The organism is Leclercia pneumoniae, assembly GCF_017348915.1.
GTDB classification, from domain to species: Bacteria; Pseudomonadota; Gammaproteobacteria; order Enterobacterales; family Enterobacteriaceae; genus Enterobacter; species Enterobacter pneumoniae.
Genome location: NZ_CP071383.1, coordinates 2,579,726 through 2,598,462, shown reverse-complemented (window position 1 = coordinate 2,598,462; position 18,737 = coordinate 2,579,726). Strand labels below are relative to the sequence as shown.

The 18,737-nt window shown below is 54.8% G+C and carries 19 protein-coding genes; 11 read left to right on the top strand and 8 right to left on the bottom strand.

Annotated elements, in window-relative coordinates:
- Window positions 1–48: 48 nt before the first annotated feature.
- Both edd and kdgA read left to right on the top strand, forming a co-directional pair.
- Window positions 49–1,860, top strand: a complete 1,812-nt coding sequence (edd, locus tag JZ655_RS12640; RefSeq protein WP_207291964.1) for a phosphogluconate dehydratase — start codon at window positions 49–51, stop codon at window positions 1,858–1,860.
- Between the two features lie 39 nt (window positions 1,861–1,899).
- Complete coding sequence (gene kdgA / locus JZ655_RS12635) at window positions 1,900–2,541, top strand: bifunctional 4-hydroxy-2-oxoglutarate aldolase/2-dehydro-3-deoxy-phosphogluconate aldolase (RefSeq protein ID WP_207291963.1); 642 nt, start codon at window positions 1,900–1,902, stop codon at window positions 2,539–2,541.
- Between the two features lie 44 nt (window positions 2,542–2,585).
- On the opposite strand, the gene purT is transcribed toward kdgA, so the two are convergent.
- Complete coding sequence (purT, locus tag JZ655_RS12630; RefSeq protein WP_207291962.1) at window positions 2,586–3,764, bottom strand: formate-dependent phosphoribosylglycinamide formyltransferase; 1,179 nt, start codon at window positions 3,762–3,764, stop codon at window positions 2,586–2,588.
- 149 nt (window positions 3,765–3,913) lie between these two features.
- Between purT and yebF the strand changes: the two genes are divergently transcribed.
- From yebF to ptrB, 3 genes are all read left to right on the top strand, one after another.
- Window positions 3,914–4,261, top strand: coding sequence for a protein YebF (gene yebF / locus JZ655_RS12625; protein WP_207291961.1), 348 nt, complete (start codon window positions 3,914–3,916; stop codon window positions 4,259–4,261).
- A gap of 92 nt (window positions 4,262–4,353) precedes the next feature.
- Complete coding sequence (locus tag JZ655_RS12620) at window positions 4,354–5,004, top strand: tellurite resistance TerB family protein (protein WP_207291960.1); 651 nt, start codon at window positions 4,354–4,356, stop codon at window positions 5,002–5,004.
- Window positions 5,005–5,093: 89 nt separating this feature from the next.
- Window positions 5,094–7,154: an oligopeptidase B gene (gene ptrB / locus JZ655_RS12615; protein WP_207291959.1), complete on the top strand. Its 2,061-nt coding sequence runs from the start codon at window positions 5,094–5,096 to the stop codon at window positions 7,152–7,154.
- Here ptrB and exoX read toward each other — a convergent pair.
- Entirely contained in the window at window positions 7,151–7,813 is a 663-nt protein-coding gene (exoX, locus tag JZ655_RS12610; RefSeq protein WP_207291958.1) for an exodeoxyribonuclease X, read from the bottom strand. The genes ptrB and exoX overlap by 4 nt on opposite strands.
- 324 nt (window positions 7,814–8,137) lie before the next feature.
- Window positions 8,138–8,368, bottom strand: coding sequence for a DNA polymerase III subunit theta (locus JZ655_RS12605; protein ID WP_040075148.1), 231 nt, complete (start codon window positions 8,366–8,368; stop codon window positions 8,138–8,140).
- 137 nt (window positions 8,369–8,505) lie between these two features.
- Here JZ655_RS12605 and yobA point away from each other — a divergent pair, with 137 nt between their 5' ends.
- The 4 genes from yobA (at window position 8,506) to pphA (ending at window position 11,277) form a co-directional block, all read left to right on the top strand.
- Window positions 8,506–8,871 (top strand): CopC domain-containing protein YobA, encoded by a 366-nt coding sequence (gene yobA, locus JZ655_RS12600; protein ID WP_207291957.1) that lies wholly within the window; start codon window positions 8,506–8,508, stop codon window positions 8,869–8,871.
- A gap of 1 nt (window position 8,872) precedes the next feature.
- Window positions 8,873–9,745, top strand: coding sequence for a copper homeostasis membrane protein CopD (gene copD / locus JZ655_RS12595; protein ID WP_207291956.1), 873 nt, complete (start codon window positions 8,873–8,875; stop codon window positions 9,743–9,745).
- 16 nt (window positions 9,746–9,761) lie between these two features.
- Window positions 9,762–10,100 (top strand): YebY family protein, encoded by a 339-nt coding sequence (locus tag JZ655_RS12590; RefSeq protein WP_040075152.1) that lies wholly within the window; start codon window positions 9,762–9,764, stop codon window positions 10,098–10,100.
- Between the two features lie 532 nt (window positions 10,101–10,632).
- Window positions 10,633–11,277 carry a protein-serine/threonine phosphatase gene (gene pphA / locus JZ655_RS12585; protein WP_207291955.1) on the top strand — a complete coding sequence of 215 codons (645 nt, stop codon included), beginning with the start codon at window positions 10,633–10,635 and terminating at the stop codon, window positions 11,275–11,277.
- Here the strand turns inward: pphA and JZ655_RS12580 are convergent, their stop codons facing one another.
- From JZ655_RS12580 to yebS, 5 genes are all read right to left on the bottom strand, one after another.
- Window positions 11,278–11,469, bottom strand: coding sequence for a YdfD/YebW family protein (locus JZ655_RS12580; RefSeq protein WP_040075154.1), 192 nt, complete (start codon window positions 11,467–11,469; stop codon window positions 11,278–11,280).
- Between the two features lie 102 nt (window positions 11,470–11,571).
- On the bottom strand, window positions 11,572–11,811 hold the full coding sequence (locus tag JZ655_RS12575) for a YebV family protein (protein ID WP_040075156.1): 240 nt from the start codon (window positions 11,809–11,811) through the stop codon (window positions 11,572–11,574).
- Between the two features lie 103 nt (window positions 11,812–11,914).
- A complete protein-coding gene (gene rsmF / locus JZ655_RS12570) occupies window positions 11,915–13,357 on the bottom strand; it encodes a 16S rRNA (cytosine(1407)-C(5))-methyltransferase RsmF (RefSeq protein WP_207291954.1) in 1,443 nt (480 codons plus the stop codon).
- 76 nt (window positions 13,358–13,433) lie between these two features.
- Window positions 13,434–16,067 carry a PqiB family protein gene (locus JZ655_RS12565; RefSeq protein WP_207291953.1) on the bottom strand — a complete coding sequence of 878 codons (2,634 nt, stop codon included), beginning with the start codon at window positions 16,065–16,067 and terminating at the stop codon, window positions 13,434–13,436.
- On the bottom strand, window positions 16,036–17,319 hold the full coding sequence (gene yebS, locus JZ655_RS12560) for a membrane integrity lipid transport subunit YebS (protein ID WP_046885122.1): 1,284 nt from the start codon (window positions 17,317–17,319) through the stop codon (window positions 16,036–16,038). The genes JZ655_RS12565 and yebS overlap by 32 nt, the downstream gene beginning before the upstream one ends.
- Window positions 17,320–17,450: 131 nt before the next feature.
- Between yebS and JZ655_RS12555 the strand changes: the two genes are divergently transcribed.
- The gene (locus tag JZ655_RS12555; RefSeq protein ID WP_040075162.1) at window positions 17,451–17,948 is read left to right on the top strand and encodes a GAF domain-containing protein; all 498 of its coding nucleotides are present in this window, start codon (window positions 17,451–17,453) and stop codon (window positions 17,946–17,948) included.
- 97 nt (window positions 17,949–18,045) lie between these two features.
- The gene (gene proQ / locus JZ655_RS12550) at window positions 18,046–18,732 is read left to right on the top strand and encodes an RNA chaperone ProQ (protein ID WP_207291952.1); all 687 of its coding nucleotides are present in this window, start codon (window positions 18,046–18,048) and stop codon (window positions 18,730–18,732) included.
- Window positions 18,733–18,737: the final 5 nt, after the last annotated feature.

Here is an 18,737-nt window from a genome sequence, read left to right as displayed (position 1 = left end):
CACTTTGTTAATCCCAGAGCCTGGACAGATTAATATTGAGGAGCATCTATGAATCCGACATTGTTACGGGTAACACAACGCATTGCTGAGCGCTCAAAACAGACCCGTTCAGACTACCTCGCGCGCATCCAGCAGGCGAAGCGTGACACGGTACACCGTTCGCAGTTAGCCTGCGGCAACCTGGCCCACGGCTTTGCCGCCTGTCAGCCGGAAGACAAAGCCTCGCTGAAGAGCATGCTGCGTAACAATATCGCGATTATCACCTCCTATAACGACATGCTCTCGGCTCACCAGCCTTACGAGCGCTACCCGGATATCATTCGCAAAGCCCTGCACAGCGCCAATGCGGTGGGGCAGGTTGCGGGCGGAGTTCCGGCTATGTGTGATGGTGTAACCCAGGGGCAGGACGGTATGGAACTGTCGCTACTGAGCCGTGAAGTCATTGCCATGTCCGCCGCGGTAGGGTTGTCTCATAATATGTTTGATGGCGCGCTCTATCTGGGCGTGTGCGATAAAATTGTCCCGGGCCTGGTGATGGCGGCGCTCTCTTTTGGTCACCTTCCGGCAATCTTCGTGCCATCAGGCCCGATGGCCAGCGGCTTACCTAATAAAGAAAAAGTCCGCGTCCGTCAGCTCTACGCAGAAGGCAAAGCCGATCGTGCCGCGCTGCTGGAGGCGGAAGCGGCCTCCTACCATGCACCGGGGACCTGCACTTTCTACGGTACCGCCAACACCAACCAGATGGTGGTGGAGTTCATGGGTATGCAGCTTCCGGGCTCATCTTTCATTCAACCGGATGCGCCTCTGCGGCAGGCTCTGACTGAAGCCGCCGCCCGTCAGGTGACGCGTCTTACCGGCAACGGCAACGAATGGATGCCGATGGGCAAAATGGTCGATGAAAAAGTGGTGGTGAACGGGATCGTAGCCCTGCTGGCAACCGGTGGCTCCACCAACCACACCATGCACCTGGTGGCGATGGCGCGGGCGGCAGGTATCCTGATTAACTGGGATGACTTCTCCGAACTCTCTGAAGTGGTGCCGCTGATGGCTCGCCTCTACCCGAACGGCCCGGCAGATATTAACCACTTCCAGGCCGCGGGCGGCGTACCGGTGCTAATGCGTGAGCTGCTGAAAGGTGGCCTGCTGCATGAAGACGTCAACACCGTGGCAGGCTTTGGCCTGACGCGCTACACCCTGGAGCCCTGGCTGAATAATGGCGAGCTGGACTGGCGCGACGGCGCAGCCGCGTCGCTGGATGAAAACGTCATTGCCACTATCGAAAAACCGTTCTCTCTCCACGGCGGTACTAAAGTGCTGAGTGGGAATCTGGGCCGGGCGGTGATGAAAACCTCTGCGGTGCCGGTAGAAAACCAGATCATCGAAGCCCCCGCGGTGGTCTTTGAAAGCCAGCATGATGTATTGCCTGCTTTCGAGGCTGGTCTGCTGGATAGAGACTGCGTGGTGGTGGTACGCCATCAGGGGCCAAAGGCGAACGGGATGCCAGAATTACATAAACTTATGCCGCCACTTGGTGTATTATTGGACCGCTGTTTCAAAATTGCGTTAGTAACCGATGGACGCCTCTCCGGCGCATCAGGTAAAGTGCCTTCAGCTATCCACGTCACCCCGGAAGCTTATGACGGTGGTCTGTTGGCGAAGGTTTACGATGGCGACATCATCCGCGTAAACGGCCAGACCGGTGAGTTGACCTTATTGGTGGATGAAGACGTGCTTGCCGCACGCAAGCCGCATATTCCTGACCTGAGCGCATCGCGCGTGGGCACAGGGCGCGAAATGTTCAGCGCGCTGCGCGAGAAACTCTCCGGCGCGGAGCAGGGCGCGACCTGTATTACGTTTTAAGACGACAAGAATTATCGATCTGGCGAGAGAAAAACTCTGATGAAAAACTGGAAAACAAGTGCAGAAGCAATCCTGAAAACGGGCCCGGTTGTGCCGGTAATTGTGGTGCACAAACTGGAACATGCCGTACCGATGGCGAAAGCCCTGGTCGCTGGCGGCGTACGTGTGCTGGAAGTGACCCTGCGTACCGCATGCGCGATGGATGCGATCCGTGCCATTGCGAAAGAAGTGCCCGAGGCGATCATTGGCGCAGGTACCGTACTGAACCCGCAGCAACTGGCCGACGTCACCGAAGCCGGTGCGCAGTTTGCTATCAGCCCGGGCCTGACTGAGCCGCTGCTGAAAGCAGCAACCGAAGGCACTATTCCTCTGATTCCTGGGATCAGCACCGTCTCCGAGCTGATGCTGGGCATGGACTACGGTCTGAAAGAGTTCAAATTCTTCCCGGCGGAAGCGAACGGCGGCACCAAAGCGCTGCAGGCAATTGCGGGTCCATTCTCTCAGGTTCGTTTCTGCCCAACCGGCGGTATCTCTCCAGCCAACTACCGTGACTACCTGGCGCTGAAAAGCGTGCTTTGTATCGGTGGCTCATGGCTGGTTCCTGCTGATGCACTGGAAGCGGGTGACTGGGATCGTATCACCAAACTGGCGCGCGAAGCCGTTGAGGGTGCGCAGCAGTAATCGCTGTCAGAGCATAAAAAAACGGGCCATCAGGCCCGTTTTTTTTATCCTTCCACTTTCACCGCGCTGGCAGCGGCTTTCGCCCGTGTAACCGCGTCGTCAAGGGTCTCGCCGGTCGCCAGCGCCATCCCCAGGCGACGGGATCCGTCGATGTCGGGCTTGCCGAACAGACGAAGCTGCAAACCGGCACCGACCGCGTCGTCGAGATGGTCGAAAATGACATTCTGGCTGGTAAGCTGAGGCAAAATCACCGCCGATGCCGCCGGGCCGTACTGACGAATTCCGCCCACCGGCAGGCCGAGGAAAGCACGCACGTGCAGCGCAAACTCGGACAGATCTTGCGATATCAGTGTCACCATGCCGGTATCATGCGGGCGAGGGGAGACCTCGCTAAAGATCACCTCATCGCCGCAGACAAACAGCTCCACGCCAAACAGACCATAACCGCCCAGGGCTAAGACGGTTTTGCGGGCGATCTCCTGCGCGCGCTCCAGCGCCAGAGGACTCATCTGCTGTGGCTGCCAGGACTCGCGGTAATCGCCATCTTCCTGACGATGACCAATAGAATCGCAGAAGTGCACCCCGTCGACGGCGCTGACGGTAAGCAGCGTGATTTCAAAATCAAACTTCACAACGCCCTCAACAATCACCCGTCCGGCTCCCGCGCGACCACCCTGTTGCGCGTAATCCCAGGCCGCATCGAGCTGTTCAGCCGTACGGATAAAGCTTTGGCCTTTGCCAGAAGAGCTCATCACGGGCTTAATGATGCACGGGTAGCCAATCTCGTTCACCGCCTGTAAAAAGGCCTCTTTGCTGTCGGCAAAACGGTAGCTGGAGGTGGGGATCGCCAGCTCTTCGGCGGCCAGCCGACGGATGCCCTCACGGTTCATGGTCAATTTCGCGGCGCGAGCGCAGGGCACCACGCGCTGGCCTTCGGCCTCAAGCGCCAGCAGGGTGTCGGTCGCGATGGCTTCGATCTCGGGAACCACAAAATGCGGTTTCTCTTTAGCAATCAGGCCCCGCAGGGCATCGCCGTCGAGCATGTTAATGACGTGCGAGCGATGCGCGAGGTGCATGGCGGGCGCATCGGGATAACGATCGACCGCTATAACTTCAATTCCCAGACGCTGGCACTCAATGGCGACCTCTTTTCCCAACTCACCGGAGCCTAACAGCATTACACGCGTGGCTGCCGGACGCAGCGCAGTACCTAAACGAGTCATAACATCCCCCTGAAAAAGTTGCGCGCAGTATAAACGAAAACGTTTGCGTCTGTCTTCTGTTACAGAATCTGCCTCTGTTACAGCGCGTTACTGGCAAAGCCCTATTTTTAGTCCATGCTTGTCAATGTGTTAAATCACAGGAGAAGAGCATGAACAAAACAGGGGGCGTAATGGTCGTCGCGCTACTGGTCGCCAGCGCCGGCGCGCAGGCAAAAAGTGAGAAAACGGTGAAATTTCCTGCCTGTGAAGGGCAAAATGCGGAAGGTATCGCCGCCAGCGTAAAACGGGATTACCTGCAAAATCGTATTGTCCGCTGGGCAGACGATCAACAGAAGCTGGGGCAGGCCGATCCGGTCGCATGGATCAATCCGCAACAGGTCAAAAGTCAGGATAACCACTGGACCGTGCCGCTGACGGTGCGCGGTAAAAGCGCCGATATTCATTATCAGGTAAAAATTGATTGCGCAGCCGGCAGCGCGCAGTACGTCGCGCAGTAATATGAATTTTCGCTTCTTTTTATGCCGCAGACATTTCCTGACATCCCCTCGCTTAGGCTGTGAAATTGATGAACTAAAATGCGAGGGGAATCATGTCGAACTGGTTGAATCAAATACAGTCTATGTTGGGTCAGAAGTCATCGAACGGCTCGGGTGAAGGGCTGAGTAAATTGCTGGTACCCGGCGCGTTGGGCGGGCTTGCCGGCCTGTTGGTCGCTAATAAATCATCCCGAAAATTGCTGACTAAATATGGCACCGGTGCGTTATTGGCCGGGGGCGGAGCGGTTGCTGGTACGGTGCTGTGGAATAAATATAAGGACAAAATTCGAGGGGCGCATCAGGATGAGCCGCAGTTTGGTCAACAGTCATCCTCCCTCGATGAACGCAGTGAGCGCCTTATTCTTGCGCTGGTGTTTGCCGCAAAAAGCGACGGACATATTGATGCGACCGAACGTGCCGCAATCGAGCAGCAGATGCGTGAAGCAGGCGTGGAAGAGCAGGGCCGGGCCCTGGTCGCACGCGCCATTGAACAACCTCTTGATCCCGCACGCCTGGCCCAGGGGGTCAAAAACGAGGAAGAGGCGCTGGAGGTCTACTTCCTGAGCTGTGCCGCCATCGACATCGACCATTTTATGGAGCGCAGCTATCTGAATGCGCTGGGCGATGCGTTAAAGATCCCGCAGGAGGTTCGGGAGGGCATTGAACAGGATATAAAGCAGCAGAAACAGGCACTACCGGGATAAATTTTTGTGCATGACTGCGCGTTTCGCTTGCATCATTCGTGTGATTTGCCAACCTTATAGGGTGTTAATCGCAGAAGAATAAAATCGTCATGCCACCGAAAGCCCGCCGTATTCCTCACGCGATCACCGCCCACGGTGATACGCGTATCGACAACTACTACTGGTTGCGGGACGATAATCGTTCGCAACCGCAAGTGCTGGATTATCTGCACCAGGAAAATGACTATGGCCGTAAGGTCATGGCCTCACAACAGGCGCTCCAGGATCGCCTTCTCAGCGAGATGGTAGAACGCGTACCGCAGCGGGATGTCTCTGCGCCGTGGAGCAGAAACGGCTACCGATACCGTCACGTCTATGAACCGGGCAATGAGTACGCCATTTATCAGCGTCAGTCGGTGCTTTGCGCTGAATGGGAAGAGTGGGAAACGCTGCTGGATGCCAACAAGCGTGCGGCGCACAGCGAGTTTTACACCCTGGGTGGCATGGGCATCTCGCCAGACAACACCATTATGGCTCTGGCAGAAGATTACCTCTCACGGCGTCAGTATGGCCTGCGTTTTCGCAATCTGGAGAGCGGTAACTGGTATCCGGAAATGCTGGATAATGTCTCGCCAGATTTTGTCTGGGCGAACGATTCCGAAACGGTGTACTACGTTAAAAAACATGCTACAACGCTGCTGCCTTATCAGGTGTGGCGTCATACCGTCGGTACACCTGCGGCCACCGACGAACTGGTGTATGAAGAGAAAGACGAAACGTTTTACGTTAGCCTGCATAAAACCACCTCGAAGCACTACATCATTATCTTTCTGGCCAGCGCGACCACCACAGAAGTGTTGCTGCTGGATGCCGAATTGCCCGACGCGCAGCCGCTCTGCTTCCTGCCCCGACGCAAGGATCATGAATACAGCCTTGACCATTTCCAGCACACCTTCTATTTGCGATCGAATCGGGAAGGGAAAAACTTTGGTCTCTACAAAACCCGGGTACGCGATGAGCGTAAGTGGGAGGTGCTGATCCCGGCGCGGGAGCAGGTGATGCTGGAAGGGTTTACCCTTTTCACCGACTGGCTTGTCGTTGAGGAGCGCCAGCGTGGGCTGACCAGTATTCGCCAGATCAACCGCAAAACTCGCGAGGTGATCGGCATTGCGTTTGACGATCCGGCCTATGTGACCTGGATCGGTTATAACCCTGAGGCGGAGACTTCGCGCCTGCGTTACGGTTATTCATCGATGACCACGCCTGACACCTTGTTTGAACTGGATATGGATACCGGGGAACGCAAGGTGCTTAAGCAGGCTGAAGTTAAGGGCTTCAATGCTGAAAATTACCGCAGTGAACACGTCTGGATAGTGGCTCGCGACGGCAGTGAAGTGCCGGTATCGCTGGTCTACCATAAGCAGCACTTCCAGCCCGGTAAAAATCCCATCCTGATTTACGGCTATGGTTCGTATGGTTCCAGCATCGACGCCGACTTCAGCGGAAGCCGCTTAAGCCTGCTCGATCGCGGCTTTGTCTATGCTATCGCTCATATACGCGGTGGCGGTGAGCTCGGGCAGCACTGGTATGAAGATGGCAAATTCCTGAAGAAGAAAAACACTTTCAATGACTATCTGGACGTCTGCGAAGGGCTGCTGGCTCAGGGCTACGGCGATCGGGAGCAGTGTTTTGCGATGGGCGGCAGCGCCGGCGGTATGTTAATGGGGACCGTGATTAATCAACGCCCTGAACTGTTCAAAGGCGTGGTTGCGCAGGTGCCGTTTGTTGATGTGCTGACCACCATGCTGGATGAATCTATTCCCCTTACGATTGGCGAATTTGAAGAGTGGGGGAATCCGCAGGATGAAACCTATTACCGTTACATGAAAGAGTACAGCCCCTATGACAACGTCGAGGCTAAGGCCTATCCGCATATGCTGGTGACTACCGGGCTGCACGACTCTCAGGTTCAGTACTGGGAGCCGGCTAAGTGGGTGGCGAAGCTGAGAGAGCTGAAGACAGACGATAACCTGCTGTTGCTCTGTACGGATATGGACGCTGGACATGGCGGTAAATCGGGACGCTTTAAATCGTACGAAGGGGTAGCCCTGGAGTATGCGTTCATCATCGGCCTGGCACAGGGGACGCTGACAGGCCGGGAGGCCGATTAGGCTTCGCCAAGATAGTGTTTTAAGGTCAGACGCAGTTCCGGGCTCATCCGATCCAGATTGTTGTATAACCAGCGGAGATAGCCCGGATCTTTATCCGCCACTTCTGCGACCGGTTTTCCACGGTATTTACCAAAGGTAAAGGTGGTTAACAGGGCGGGGCGGCCGGTAATGGTGACCATCTCGTCCGGCGTCCAGCCCGTGGTGTTCATGATATCAATCAGCAATGCGGCCGTAATATAGCAGTCATATAAAGCCCGGTGATGATGTAACCCTTCCGGCGTTTTCACGCTTAGCTTACGGGATTTATAGAGCGCCATATTGCTGTATTTAATACCTGGCCACAGGCGACGCGCCAGTTTCATGGTGCAGATCCACTCGCCGGGCATTTCCGGTAACACGCGACGGTCAAAACTGGCGTTATGCGCTACGTACCACGGGCTGCCGTGATAAAACGGGATCACCTCTTCAATCCAGGGCTTATCCGCGACCATCGACTCCGTGATGCGATGGATTGCCATGGCCTGCGGGCTGATGGGCCGGTCTGGACGCACCAGATGGCTCATGGGGTTGACGATCTGCCCGTTTACAACGTCGACAGAAGCCACTTCTACTATCCCACCCTGTAAATCGCAGGTTTCGGTATCGATGACGCGTAACATGGCGCTCTCCTGGCCCTAAAACGCTTAGCGTAATGGAATGATATCCCCTTGCCAACCCTGAGCCGTAAAGCGGCGGGGCAGAGCATCACCTGCGGCTCTGTTATGGAAAACAGACCAGAGAGGGCAGTGCCCTGAACGGCTGGTTCATTAAATGATGACGAACGAGGGGAGTAACCACTCCCCGATGATGCTGAGGGGGATACCAGGTCGTGGCGATTAGCCGGTGAGATATCCTGATTTCCTTATGCACCTGGTTGCAAAGATCCAGTAAGCCCCTCTGTCATCAGGTGCCTTGTATTCTGCATACTCAGTATAAGGAAATACTTATTTAACTTTCGGCTCCCAGGGGAGGCGGGAGAGATTGACAGAGCTCAAGCGGTGCGCAATCAGGCGCTCACGGAACCAGTCACGCAGGTGGGCGGGTTGTTCACGCTCTACAACTTCGGCCACGATGGGCATATTGTAGCGCTCTTTAAACGCGACGCCGGCCGCAGCTAAATCGACATTCACTTTGTCCATCTCCTCCTGCGGGAGGGCGGCGAGATTGGTTTGCATATCCGTCTCCTTTATATTGCGGGGCAACGTTACCTGCAGATTGGGCTGCTGGCAAGCCCGGATGGGATGATCCTCGACGCAAGCATTATAGAGCGTTATTCTTTATCAAACAGTCATAACCAAAAGGAATGCTCATTATGGCACACACCGCTTTTCGCACCGCGCTGGTTTTGCTCGCGGCCTTGACGGCCCCCGCCGTTTTTGCCCACGCGCACCTTAAACACCAGTATCCCGCCGCCGATGCAGCCGTAACTGCCGCACCGCAGGCCCTGACCCTGAACTTTTCCGAAGGGGTTGAGACCGGTTTTAGTGGCGTCTCGGTGACGGGGGATAAAGAGCAAATTATTAAAACCGGCGCCATCAAACGCAACGAGAAGGATCACACTCAGTTGATTGTACCGCTCGAAACCCCCCTGAAGCCTGGCAGCTATAAGGTGGACTGGCATGTGGTCTCGGTGGATGGCCATAAGACAAAAGGCAGCTACCGCTTTAGCGTGAAATAAGATGCTGGGGCTCTGCTACGTCACCCTGCGCTTTATCCATTTTGCCGCATTGATGATGCTGTTCGGCAATGCGCTCTACAGCGCATGGCTGGCACCCTCGTCGCTGCGTCGGCTTATGACCCGTCGCTTTGCGCGCCAGCAGAAATATGCGGTATTAGTGAGTGCCATTTCGGCGCTGCTCATGATGATGCTGCAGGGTGGGCTAATGGGGAATGGCTGGCAAGATGTGTTACGTCCCGATATTTGGCAGGCAGTGGCCAGCACGCAGTTTGGTCGAGTCTGGTTATGGCAGATTTTGCTGGCCGTTATTACCGCCTGTATCGCCTGGCTGGAGCCCCGAAGTGGTCCACGTTTACTGCTACTGTTGGCTTGCGCGCAGTTTGTGTTACTGGCCGGAACGGGTCATTCGGCGATGAACGACGGTGCGACAGGGTTAGCGCAACGCATTAATCATGCCCTGCATCTGCTTTGCGCCGCCAGTTGGGTTGGCAGTTTACTGCCGCTGCTTTTTTGTCTGCGCCTGACGCGCGGACGCTGGCAAAATGCAGCTATCCATACCATGATGCGTTTTTCCCGTTATGGCCACTATGCCGTTGCCGGGGTGGTGATAAGCGGTGTGAATAATGTACTGCTTATCCAGGGCTGGACCAATCCCCTGAACAGCGACTGGGGAAAAATGCTTTTGTTGAAATGTGCGCTGGTGGCGTTGATGGTGGCAATTGCGCTGGTGAACCGGTATGTTCTGGTTCCGCGTTTTACTGCTCATCATGGGCCTGCGCAACAGTTTTTTATCAGAATGACGCAGACTGAGGTTGTGCTGGGGGCGTTGGTGCTGGCGATGGTCAGCCTGTTTGCTACCTGGGAGCCCTTCTGACAAGGTGAATCAACAGATGAAAAAAACCGTACTTACTCTTTTATTGCTGGCCTGTTCCGCCACCGCCATGGCTGCGCCGCAGGTGATTACCGTTAGCCGGTTTGAAGTGGGTAAAGATAAATGGGCTTTTAACCGTGAAGAGGTCATGCTGACCTGCCGTCCGGGTCAGGCGCTCTATGCCATCAACCCCAGCACTCTGGTGCAGTATCCCCTGAACGAGGTTGCACAGCAGCAGGTGAAAAGCGGTAAAAGTAGTGGTCAGCCAATCAGCGTGATTCAGGTTGATGACCCGGCTAACCCAGGACAGAAGATGAGTCTGGCCCCGTTTATTGAACGCGCCAGCAAGCTCTGCTAATAACGTCTTTCCAGTAAAAAAACCGCAGGCTTCTCTTTGGAAGCGTTGCGGTTTTTTTTGTTTAAGAACAGGCGGGCGCTTTTTTTCTGACCACTTTTGATGCGGACTGGAAAACCTGGCGCTGTCATCTATTCTTATAGTGCAAGGCGACTTAAGCCTGCATTAATGCCAACTTTTAGCGCACGGCTCTCTCCCAAGAGCCATTTCCCTGGACCGAATACAGGAATCGTATTCGGTCTCTTTTTATCTGCTTGAAAATAAATGCTATTTTCCATTGCATATTTTTGCAGATCGATTTCATCCCTGATAATTCTTTAAACCATACCACAACGGGGCATGCAGGAGTCCAGCGCTTTTTTGTCGTTTTGTTAAATTTTTGTTTGATAGTAATGAAAGCAGCGATTTGGCGAGAACCCATTTTAGCGCCTTACGATCTGAACGCGATATTGTCATTTTAAGGAGTAATTATTTAATTTCGCAGGCCATTTCTCCCTTTCGTCTGACGGGCCAATACAGTGCGCGAGGAGGCGTTATGTATCTTTCACTTGATGGCCATCGCTGGCGGCACGTCTGGGTGGTCAGCGATATTCACGGCTGCTATCAACTGCTGATGCAGCATCTAAAGCGTCAGAAATTTAATCCCTATCAGGATCTCCTTATTTCCGTAGGGGATCTCATCGATCGCGGCCCAGAAAGCCTGAAGTGTCTGCACCTTATCACTGAAAAATGGTTTCGCGCCGTACGGGGAAACCATGAGCAGATGGCACTGGATGCGATTGCATCTCAGAACTATGCGCTCTGGCTGATGAATGGTGGTGCATGGTTTGCAGAACTGGACGATGATTCAAAAGCTCAGGCGCAGACCCTCTTTGCTGCTTGCGACAAGCTACCCTGGGTAATCGAGATCACCTGCCGAAACGGCCTGAACGTGATTGCCCATGCAGATTACCCTGCCTCCTGTTATGTGCGGGATAAACCCGTAGATAAGCATAGCTTGCTGTGGGATCGCAGCCGCATTAGCAAGCTGATGGCAGGAAAAGGGGAGGGGATTGGCGGCGCCGACCACTTTTGGTTTGGTCACACGCCACTGGAAAAACGCATCGATTTTGCCGGCCTTCACTATATTGATACCGGCGCGGTCTTTGGCGGCACCTTGACGCTGGCGCAGTTGCAGTGATTAGAAATCGGCATACTCCTGCGCAGGCCGCCAGAATCCATCGATAAAATCCTCTACCGGGTAGCAACCGCCGTGGCGTATTCGCTGATTGTCCATGGAGGCAACGCATTGCTCTTCGGTGTTATAGACATCCACCACAATATCGTCACAACCACCGTCCAGGTAACACACAAACAGAACCAGTGCGAACATCACGTCCTCAAAATTAACTACCGTACTGATATTGTAGGGGATGATTGGAGGGAGAGGTAATTATGAGATAAATAACCCGCCTGTGGGCGGGTTCTCTTTGAATCAGGCAAGGCGCATGATCCAGGCATCAGATTGATGATCGTAGTGCTCACGGTACAGGACTGAATGTTCTCCATCGAGAATCGCTGGGACACTGGTATCGGCATCCCATGCGTCTAACTGCATGCAGAGATCCGGGTCGGATTTACAGGGGATCCGTAACGTTCGATCGCCTTGATTTTCGCCAGACAACTCGGCGTCATCGATTTCGAATGCGCCAATGCGCACATTGGTTTTCGTCATAATGCTCTCCGGTATACAGGCTAATTCTGGTACGACCAGTATGGTCACCCATCTTTTAGCCTGGTAAAGGAAAAGCGATCGCGCCAGTAAAAAAGTGCCTTTTTTAGCCTTTTTCAGCGTTACCGGTAAAGAGCCGACCGTCACGAACCAGTTCACGTGGATAGCTATTTTTCAGGCGCGACCCCACTTTTTTCGCCAGACCAATTGGAATGCCCTGGAAAGTGACAATCGCATCGTCTCCGGTGGGCATCACCTCTGGGTAAACATCACGCCCACGATACCACTCCTCGGCTTCCTGCCAGCTGAGTTCAAAGCAGTTGCTGTCACCTGCCAGAGCAACTACCGCCTCGTGTTGCCAGCGATAGCCTTTATTATGGACTTCTGCGAGGCGTATACCAATGCGGGAGAAACGCACTTTACCAATTAGCGGTTCCATCTCCACCGGGAAGAGCCAGATCTCTTTATCACGCTGCCATAAACGCAGATGGTCGCCCCAGTTCAGGCCGCTCCGATTTGCCGCCGCGGTAATGAGCGCCGCTTCTTTGTTTCTTACTGGCATGAAAGGAAAGGTTCCAGGCTTAAAAGTCGGGGCCGGGAGCGGTTCGACAGAGGCAATTTTACGCAGGCGAGCCACGAAGAAACCCTCGCAATCAAAAATCTGCGGGAAGACGTGCAGGAAGCCCTCGGGGGTAGTGGCCTCTTTTGCCCCGGCAAAGAGTCCATCCAGCGGCAGGAACTCGACCTCGTTCGGATACTGCGCTTTCAGCCACAGGCAGACCGCTTCATTTTCGTCGCGATTAAGGGTACAGGTGGAGTAAACCAGCGTACCGCCAGGTCGCAGGGCGTGAAACGCGCTGGTAATGAGCTCACGCTGGGTCGCCGCGATCGCCTGGTTACTCTCTACTGACCAGTTTTTCAGGGCGTCTGGATCCTTACGGACCACCCCTTCACCGGAGCAGGGGGCATCGAGCAGAATGGCGTCGAAAGCCTCCGGCAGGGCTGCGCCGAAGACGCGGCCATCGAAATGGGTTAATGCTACGTTGCTAATACCGCAGCGGCTGATATTGGCATGCAGCACCTTGACCCGGCTGGCAGAAAACTCATTGGCCAGAAGAGCCCCCTGGTTGCCCATTCTGGCGGCAATCTGGGTCGTTTTAGAGCCCGGCGCAGCGGCCACGTCCATCACCCGGGTGGGTGATTCGCCATCGGCAAACAGGGCGGCAACCGGCAGCATGGAGCTGGCTTCCTGAATGTAAAACAGACCGGATAGATGTTCTGCGGTAATGCCCAGCGGCAAGGCCTCTTCGTCATCACGCTCGATCCAGAATCCCTCTTCACACCAGGGAACCGGCGTAAGTTGCCAGCCGTAAGGGGCGACCAGCGTGAGAAAATCGCTCACGCTTATCTTCAGCGTATTTACGCGAATACTGCGCCGGAGAGGGCGCTGGCAGGCAGCGATAAACGCATCGAAAGAGAGATGTTCAGGCATGGCCTGGCGCATCTGCACCAGGAAGTCTTCAGGAAGATATACGGGACGTTGAGTCACGGGCGCACCACAGGGAGTCAAAGAGGCGCGCAGTGTACCATAAACGCTCCGGTGGGTTGACACCGGAGCGTGCAGCTTAGCGCGGCAGGGCGGTTCCCCACTCACGCCACTCTTTCGGCTCTTTTTCCAGCAGCAGGAAATGTTTACCCGGCTGGGCTTTCGGTGCCAGCGGTGTGCCAGGCGGAGTCGCAAAGGCAATACCGCCCCGGATAAACTGGTTAAAGGTACCGGTTTTCACCACGCCGCCTACCAGGCCGAAATCAAGCGAATAGCCGGAGGCCAGCCAGAAAACGGAGTTATTGCGCACCAGATGCTGGTAACGTTCGCTGATACGCAGGCCAACCATAACGCGATCGGAGAGCGTCCCCAGCGTCAGGCCAGTAACCGTACCCACTTCGATGCCGCGGAACAGGACCGGTGTACCGATGCCCAGTGAACCTGCCTCTGGTACCTCCACAACGATACTTAGCCCATCCAGATAGCGCGAGTCGGTGATGGTGGCTTCCTGCAGTTCAAAATCACGACGCGCATTACCCCGGCCTGGCTCGACGTTGATATAAGGCTGAAGAATAGTATCGAGATGTTCCACACCGGCAGCGGAGATCTGGGGCGTGATGACCGAGAAACGCGTACCGGCCCGGGCGAAGGTGTCGACATACTCGGGGTAAAGTACCGCCTTCGCCTGCACTTCGTTACGGGCGGTAATCAGCTTCATGGACTGGACCTGGCCAATATCAATACCCAGATAGCGAATCGGCATCCCTTCTGCCAGCTTGCCCGCATCAAAGGTGTGGAGCGTAATCTGCCCGCCCACCGCACGCGCGGCGGTTTCGGATGGATAAAGTATCCGTTTATCCCCCTTACGCTGGGTGGCACCTGCACCACTTAAGTTATCAAAGCTGATGGCTCCTTTCAGGGCGCGCGAAAGTGGAGAGGCTTGCACCGTTAACCCACTGCCGTTGAGCTGAACTTTGGCTCCGCCTTCTGCCCAGAACACGCTATTGGCGGTTAGCAGATTGCGGTACTCCGGTTTGACATGCAGATCGATATCAAAGGCATTGGCCCTTGGGCGCACGGTAATCACTTCACCCACTTCGAATTTACGGTATAGCACCACGGAGCCTGCCTGCACGTCCGGTAGGGTGTCGGCAGTCAGCGTGAGGGTTGTGGTCGGCAGATCGCTGAGGCTGTTCTCCAGCGCTTTATCGAGGTTAGCGTAAAGAGGGTAACTATTACGCAGCTCCCCTTTGGCGCCAGGCAGAATGCGAATACCGCCGCTGACCCATTCGCTGGCGCTGGCGGCAAGGAACTCAATGCCATCCAGCCCGACTTTGACATCGACACGGCTGTTCACGATAAATTTGCTGTCACCGTGAATCAATTCCCGGAACTCGGGATCGATGGCGACAGAGAAGCTGACGCCTTTACTGGTCAACTTACGCTCCAGTACCTGGCCGACCTGAACCCCATGCAAAACCAGCGGCTGTCCGGCCTCGATGCCGTAGCTTTCCGGCGCACTCAGGGTTACGGTGGCAACGCCGGGTTTTTGTAGCAAGGCTTTATCCGCAGGGGCAATCACGAAAGTATTGGTGGGCTCACCGCCGCCGGGGATCAGCTCAAAGGTGCTGCCCGTCAGCAGGGTGCTAATACTTGGATTATTCAGCGACAGTTTTGGGCTGCGCAGTTCAAGGCGAGTATCTTCACGCAACAGATCCACCACGCTCGGGTCGACCGTCATCTCACCGGTAACGGAACCTCCCGGGTTCAGCGTGAGTTTAGTCAACTGTCCGACCTGGAGACCCTGGTACATCAGCGGCGTGGAGTTGGCTTTTAAACCTTCAGCTGAGGGAAGGGCCAGCTTCACAATAACCCCACGCTGACTGTGAGCCAGATCTTCGTACAAACCAAAGTTATCTTCCGGTTTGGCCGGGCTGGAGTCTTCCGGTGAGTCAAAGGCGATAGCGCCGTTAACCAGTGCGGCCAGACTTTCGAGCTGCACTTTTGCGCCGCTCAGGCTGATATCCGCATCTACCCCGGAGACATTCCAGAAGCGGCTCCCCTTTTTCACCAGGTTCGTGAAGCGGCGTTCGATCAGGACGTCAATCGTCACCCCCTGCTTGTTAGGCGTGATGGCATAGTCATAAACGCGCCCAACGGGGATTTTACGGAAGTAGACCAGCGAACCGCTGTTGAGCGATCCCAGATCAGGCGCATGCAGGTGAATCATCAGATCGCCATTGTTCAGACGGTAGCGCGGCTGAGTATCCAGCGCGGTAAAGTGATCCTGCGGCTCGCCTTTGCCCGGCATCATGCCGATATAGTTACCGCCGACCAGCGCATCCAGCCCGGAGACCCCGGCCAGAGAGGCTTTTGGCGTGACCAGCCAGAACTGGGTCTCTTCGCGCAAGGCATCTTTCATGTCGGATTTAATACTGGCGCGAACCTGAATTTTGTTCAGTTTTTTATCCAGCGAAATATCCTGTACGGTGCCAACTTCCACCCCCTGAAAACGCACAGGGGTGCGGCCAGCCACGATGCCATCCGCATTCTGGAAGTCGATGGTGATGCTGTTGCCGCGATCCTGGTAGCTGGTCCAGATCAGCCATCCCGCGATCATTAGCGCGATGACAGGCAGTAACCAGAACGGTGAAATACGACGTTTTGTTTTAATTCTCGCTTCAGTCGGCGAAGCGGGCGTTTCCTGACTCATGTGCGTCCCAAAGTAAGCGGCTGTCCAGCCATTCCACTGCAAGAATAGTCAATATCACCGCAGAGCCGAAATAGAACGCTGCGGGTCCCATAGTAAAAGCGAGGAGCTGATCGCGATTGATCAGCGACATCATTAAGGCAATAACAAACAAATCGAGCATTGACCAACGGCCAATCCAGGTGACGAAACGTAATAATAAGATACGGGTTTTCAGCCCTTGCTCACATTTGAAATGAATGCTGATTAGCAGGGTAAACATCACCAGAACTTTGGTAAAGGGCACCAGAATACTGGCGATGAAGACAATCGCGGCGACAGCGATGTTGCTGTCTGCCAGCGAAATAATCCCCGACATGATGGTATCTGCCTGCCGTTCGCCGTTCACATAAATGATCGAGATGGGCAAAAGATTAGCAGGCAACAGCAATACCATCGAGGCAATTAGCGCAGCCCAGCACTTTTGCAGGCTATTATGGCGACGCAGGCGTAGCGGGATATGGCAGCGGGGGCAGCGTCCGCGCGCATCCGGCAACCCGGTAAAGTGGCAACCGAGACAGGCCCGCAATGCGGGATCATAGCGGGTGGCAGGGCGTTGTGGGTAAAATCGCTCCCACAATTGCTCAACGTTGAGGTGAATCATCGTCAAGATACTCAGCAATACCAGAGCAATAAATGCCAGAAGGCCGATGCCTGGCTGGAGGAAGGCATAATCCTGGACCTTGATGGAGGCCACGCCAATGCCCACCAGATAAATATCCAGCATGACCCACTCTTTAAGCCTGTCCAGCATTAACAGTACCGGACGCAAATTCATTCCCAGGATGTTGCCCAGCCAGAGATAAGCGATAGCCGCTACTAACACCGCTGGCGCGCCGACGGTACAGAACAGCACCATGGAGGCGGTGAGGGGATCGCCCTGCTGACTCATCTGCCAAATCCCCTGCAGGAGGTTGGCATCGATGCGCACCCCGAGAAGATACAGATGCAGCAGCGGTTCGCTCCAGGCGAACGGCATGAGCAGCAGCATGGTGACCGCCATCGCCGCCAGTCGGGTCAAGGACCAGTCACGTCCATCACGAATTTTAGCGTCGCAGCGAGGACAATAAGCACTTTGGTGCGATTTCATCTTTGGCAACGTAAAAAGCGTATCGCATTGCGGGCAACGCTGATAATGTGCACGAGGCAGTGCGTCGCCGACGGAATGCACGGTTATCTTTTTTACTGGCGTTATTTTCGGTGTTTTAAGTGCCATGGGTCGCGCATGAAAAGGATAGTTAATAGTTATCTTAACTCATGAATGGATTCATCTTGAGCATGAACGCATTTAATGCTTATTTTAATAGGCTATGCTGTAATTTTGTAAGTCAACCAAGTGATTGAATAATGAACAAAACAGAATTCTACACGGATCTCAACCGTGATTTTCAGGCATTAATGGCAGGTGAAACCAGTTTTTTAGCCACCCTGGCAAATACCAGTGCATTGTTGTTTGAGCGTCTGAGTGAAGTCAACTGGGCGGGATTTTATTTACTGGAAGGCGAAACCCTGGTGTTGGGGCCGTTCCAGGGCCGTCTGGCCTGTGTGCGTATCCCAGTAGGGCGCGGCGTGTGTGGTACCGCCGTGGCGCAAAATCAGGTGCAGCGTGTGGAAGATGTTCACGCATTTGACGGGCACATTGCCTGCGACGCAGCCAGTAATTCTGAAATCGTCCTGCCTCTGCAGGTCAAAAATCAGATTATTGGCGTACTGGATATCGACAGTACGGCCTTTGGCCGCTTCTCACACGAGGATGAGCAGGGGCTGCGCGAGCTGGTGGCGAATCTCGAAAACGTGCTGGCGGCGACCGATTATCAAAAATTCTTTGCGAGTGTCGCAGGATAATCAACGGATAACGTAGCATTTACCGATGGCGTCATTATAATGACGCCTGTTCATGCCTGCGGCGAGTTGGCAACGTCCGTTGTAATCAGGAAATTTCATGGAAAATCAACCTAAGTTGAATAGCAGTAAAGAAGTTATCGCATTTCTGGCCGAACGTTTTCCTCACTGTTTCAGTGCCGAAGGCGAAGCACGCCCCCTGAAGATTGGTATCTTCCAGGATCTCGTATCGCGTGTTGAGGGCGAGCTGAATCTCAGCAAGACCCAACTTCGTTCCGCATTACGTCTTTATACATCGAGCTGGCGCTACCTGTACGGTATCAAAGCGGGCGCAACGCGTGTTGATCTTGATGGCAACCCATGCGGTGTGCTGGATGAGCAACACGTAGAACATGCGCGTAAGCAGCTCGAAGAAGCCAAAGCACGCGTACAGGCTCAGCGTGCTGAGCAGCAGGCGAAAAAACGCGAAGCTGGAGCTGCGAACGGTCAGGAAGAGGCGCCACGTCGTGAGCGTAAACCTCGTCCGGCCCAGCGTCGGACCGACAACACCGAGCGTAAGCCTCGTGCTGATAAACCAGCAGCGAAAGCCCCTCGTGCGCCTCGTGAAGAGCAGCGCCATACCCCGGTTTCTGATATCAACGCACTGAGCGTGGGTCAGGCACTGAAGGTGAAAGCGGGTAATAACGCTATGGACGCCACCGTAACGGAAATCACCAAAGATGGCGTACGAGTACAGCTGACTTCTGGTATGTCAATGATTGTACGCGCAGAGCACTTGTTGTTCTGAAACGG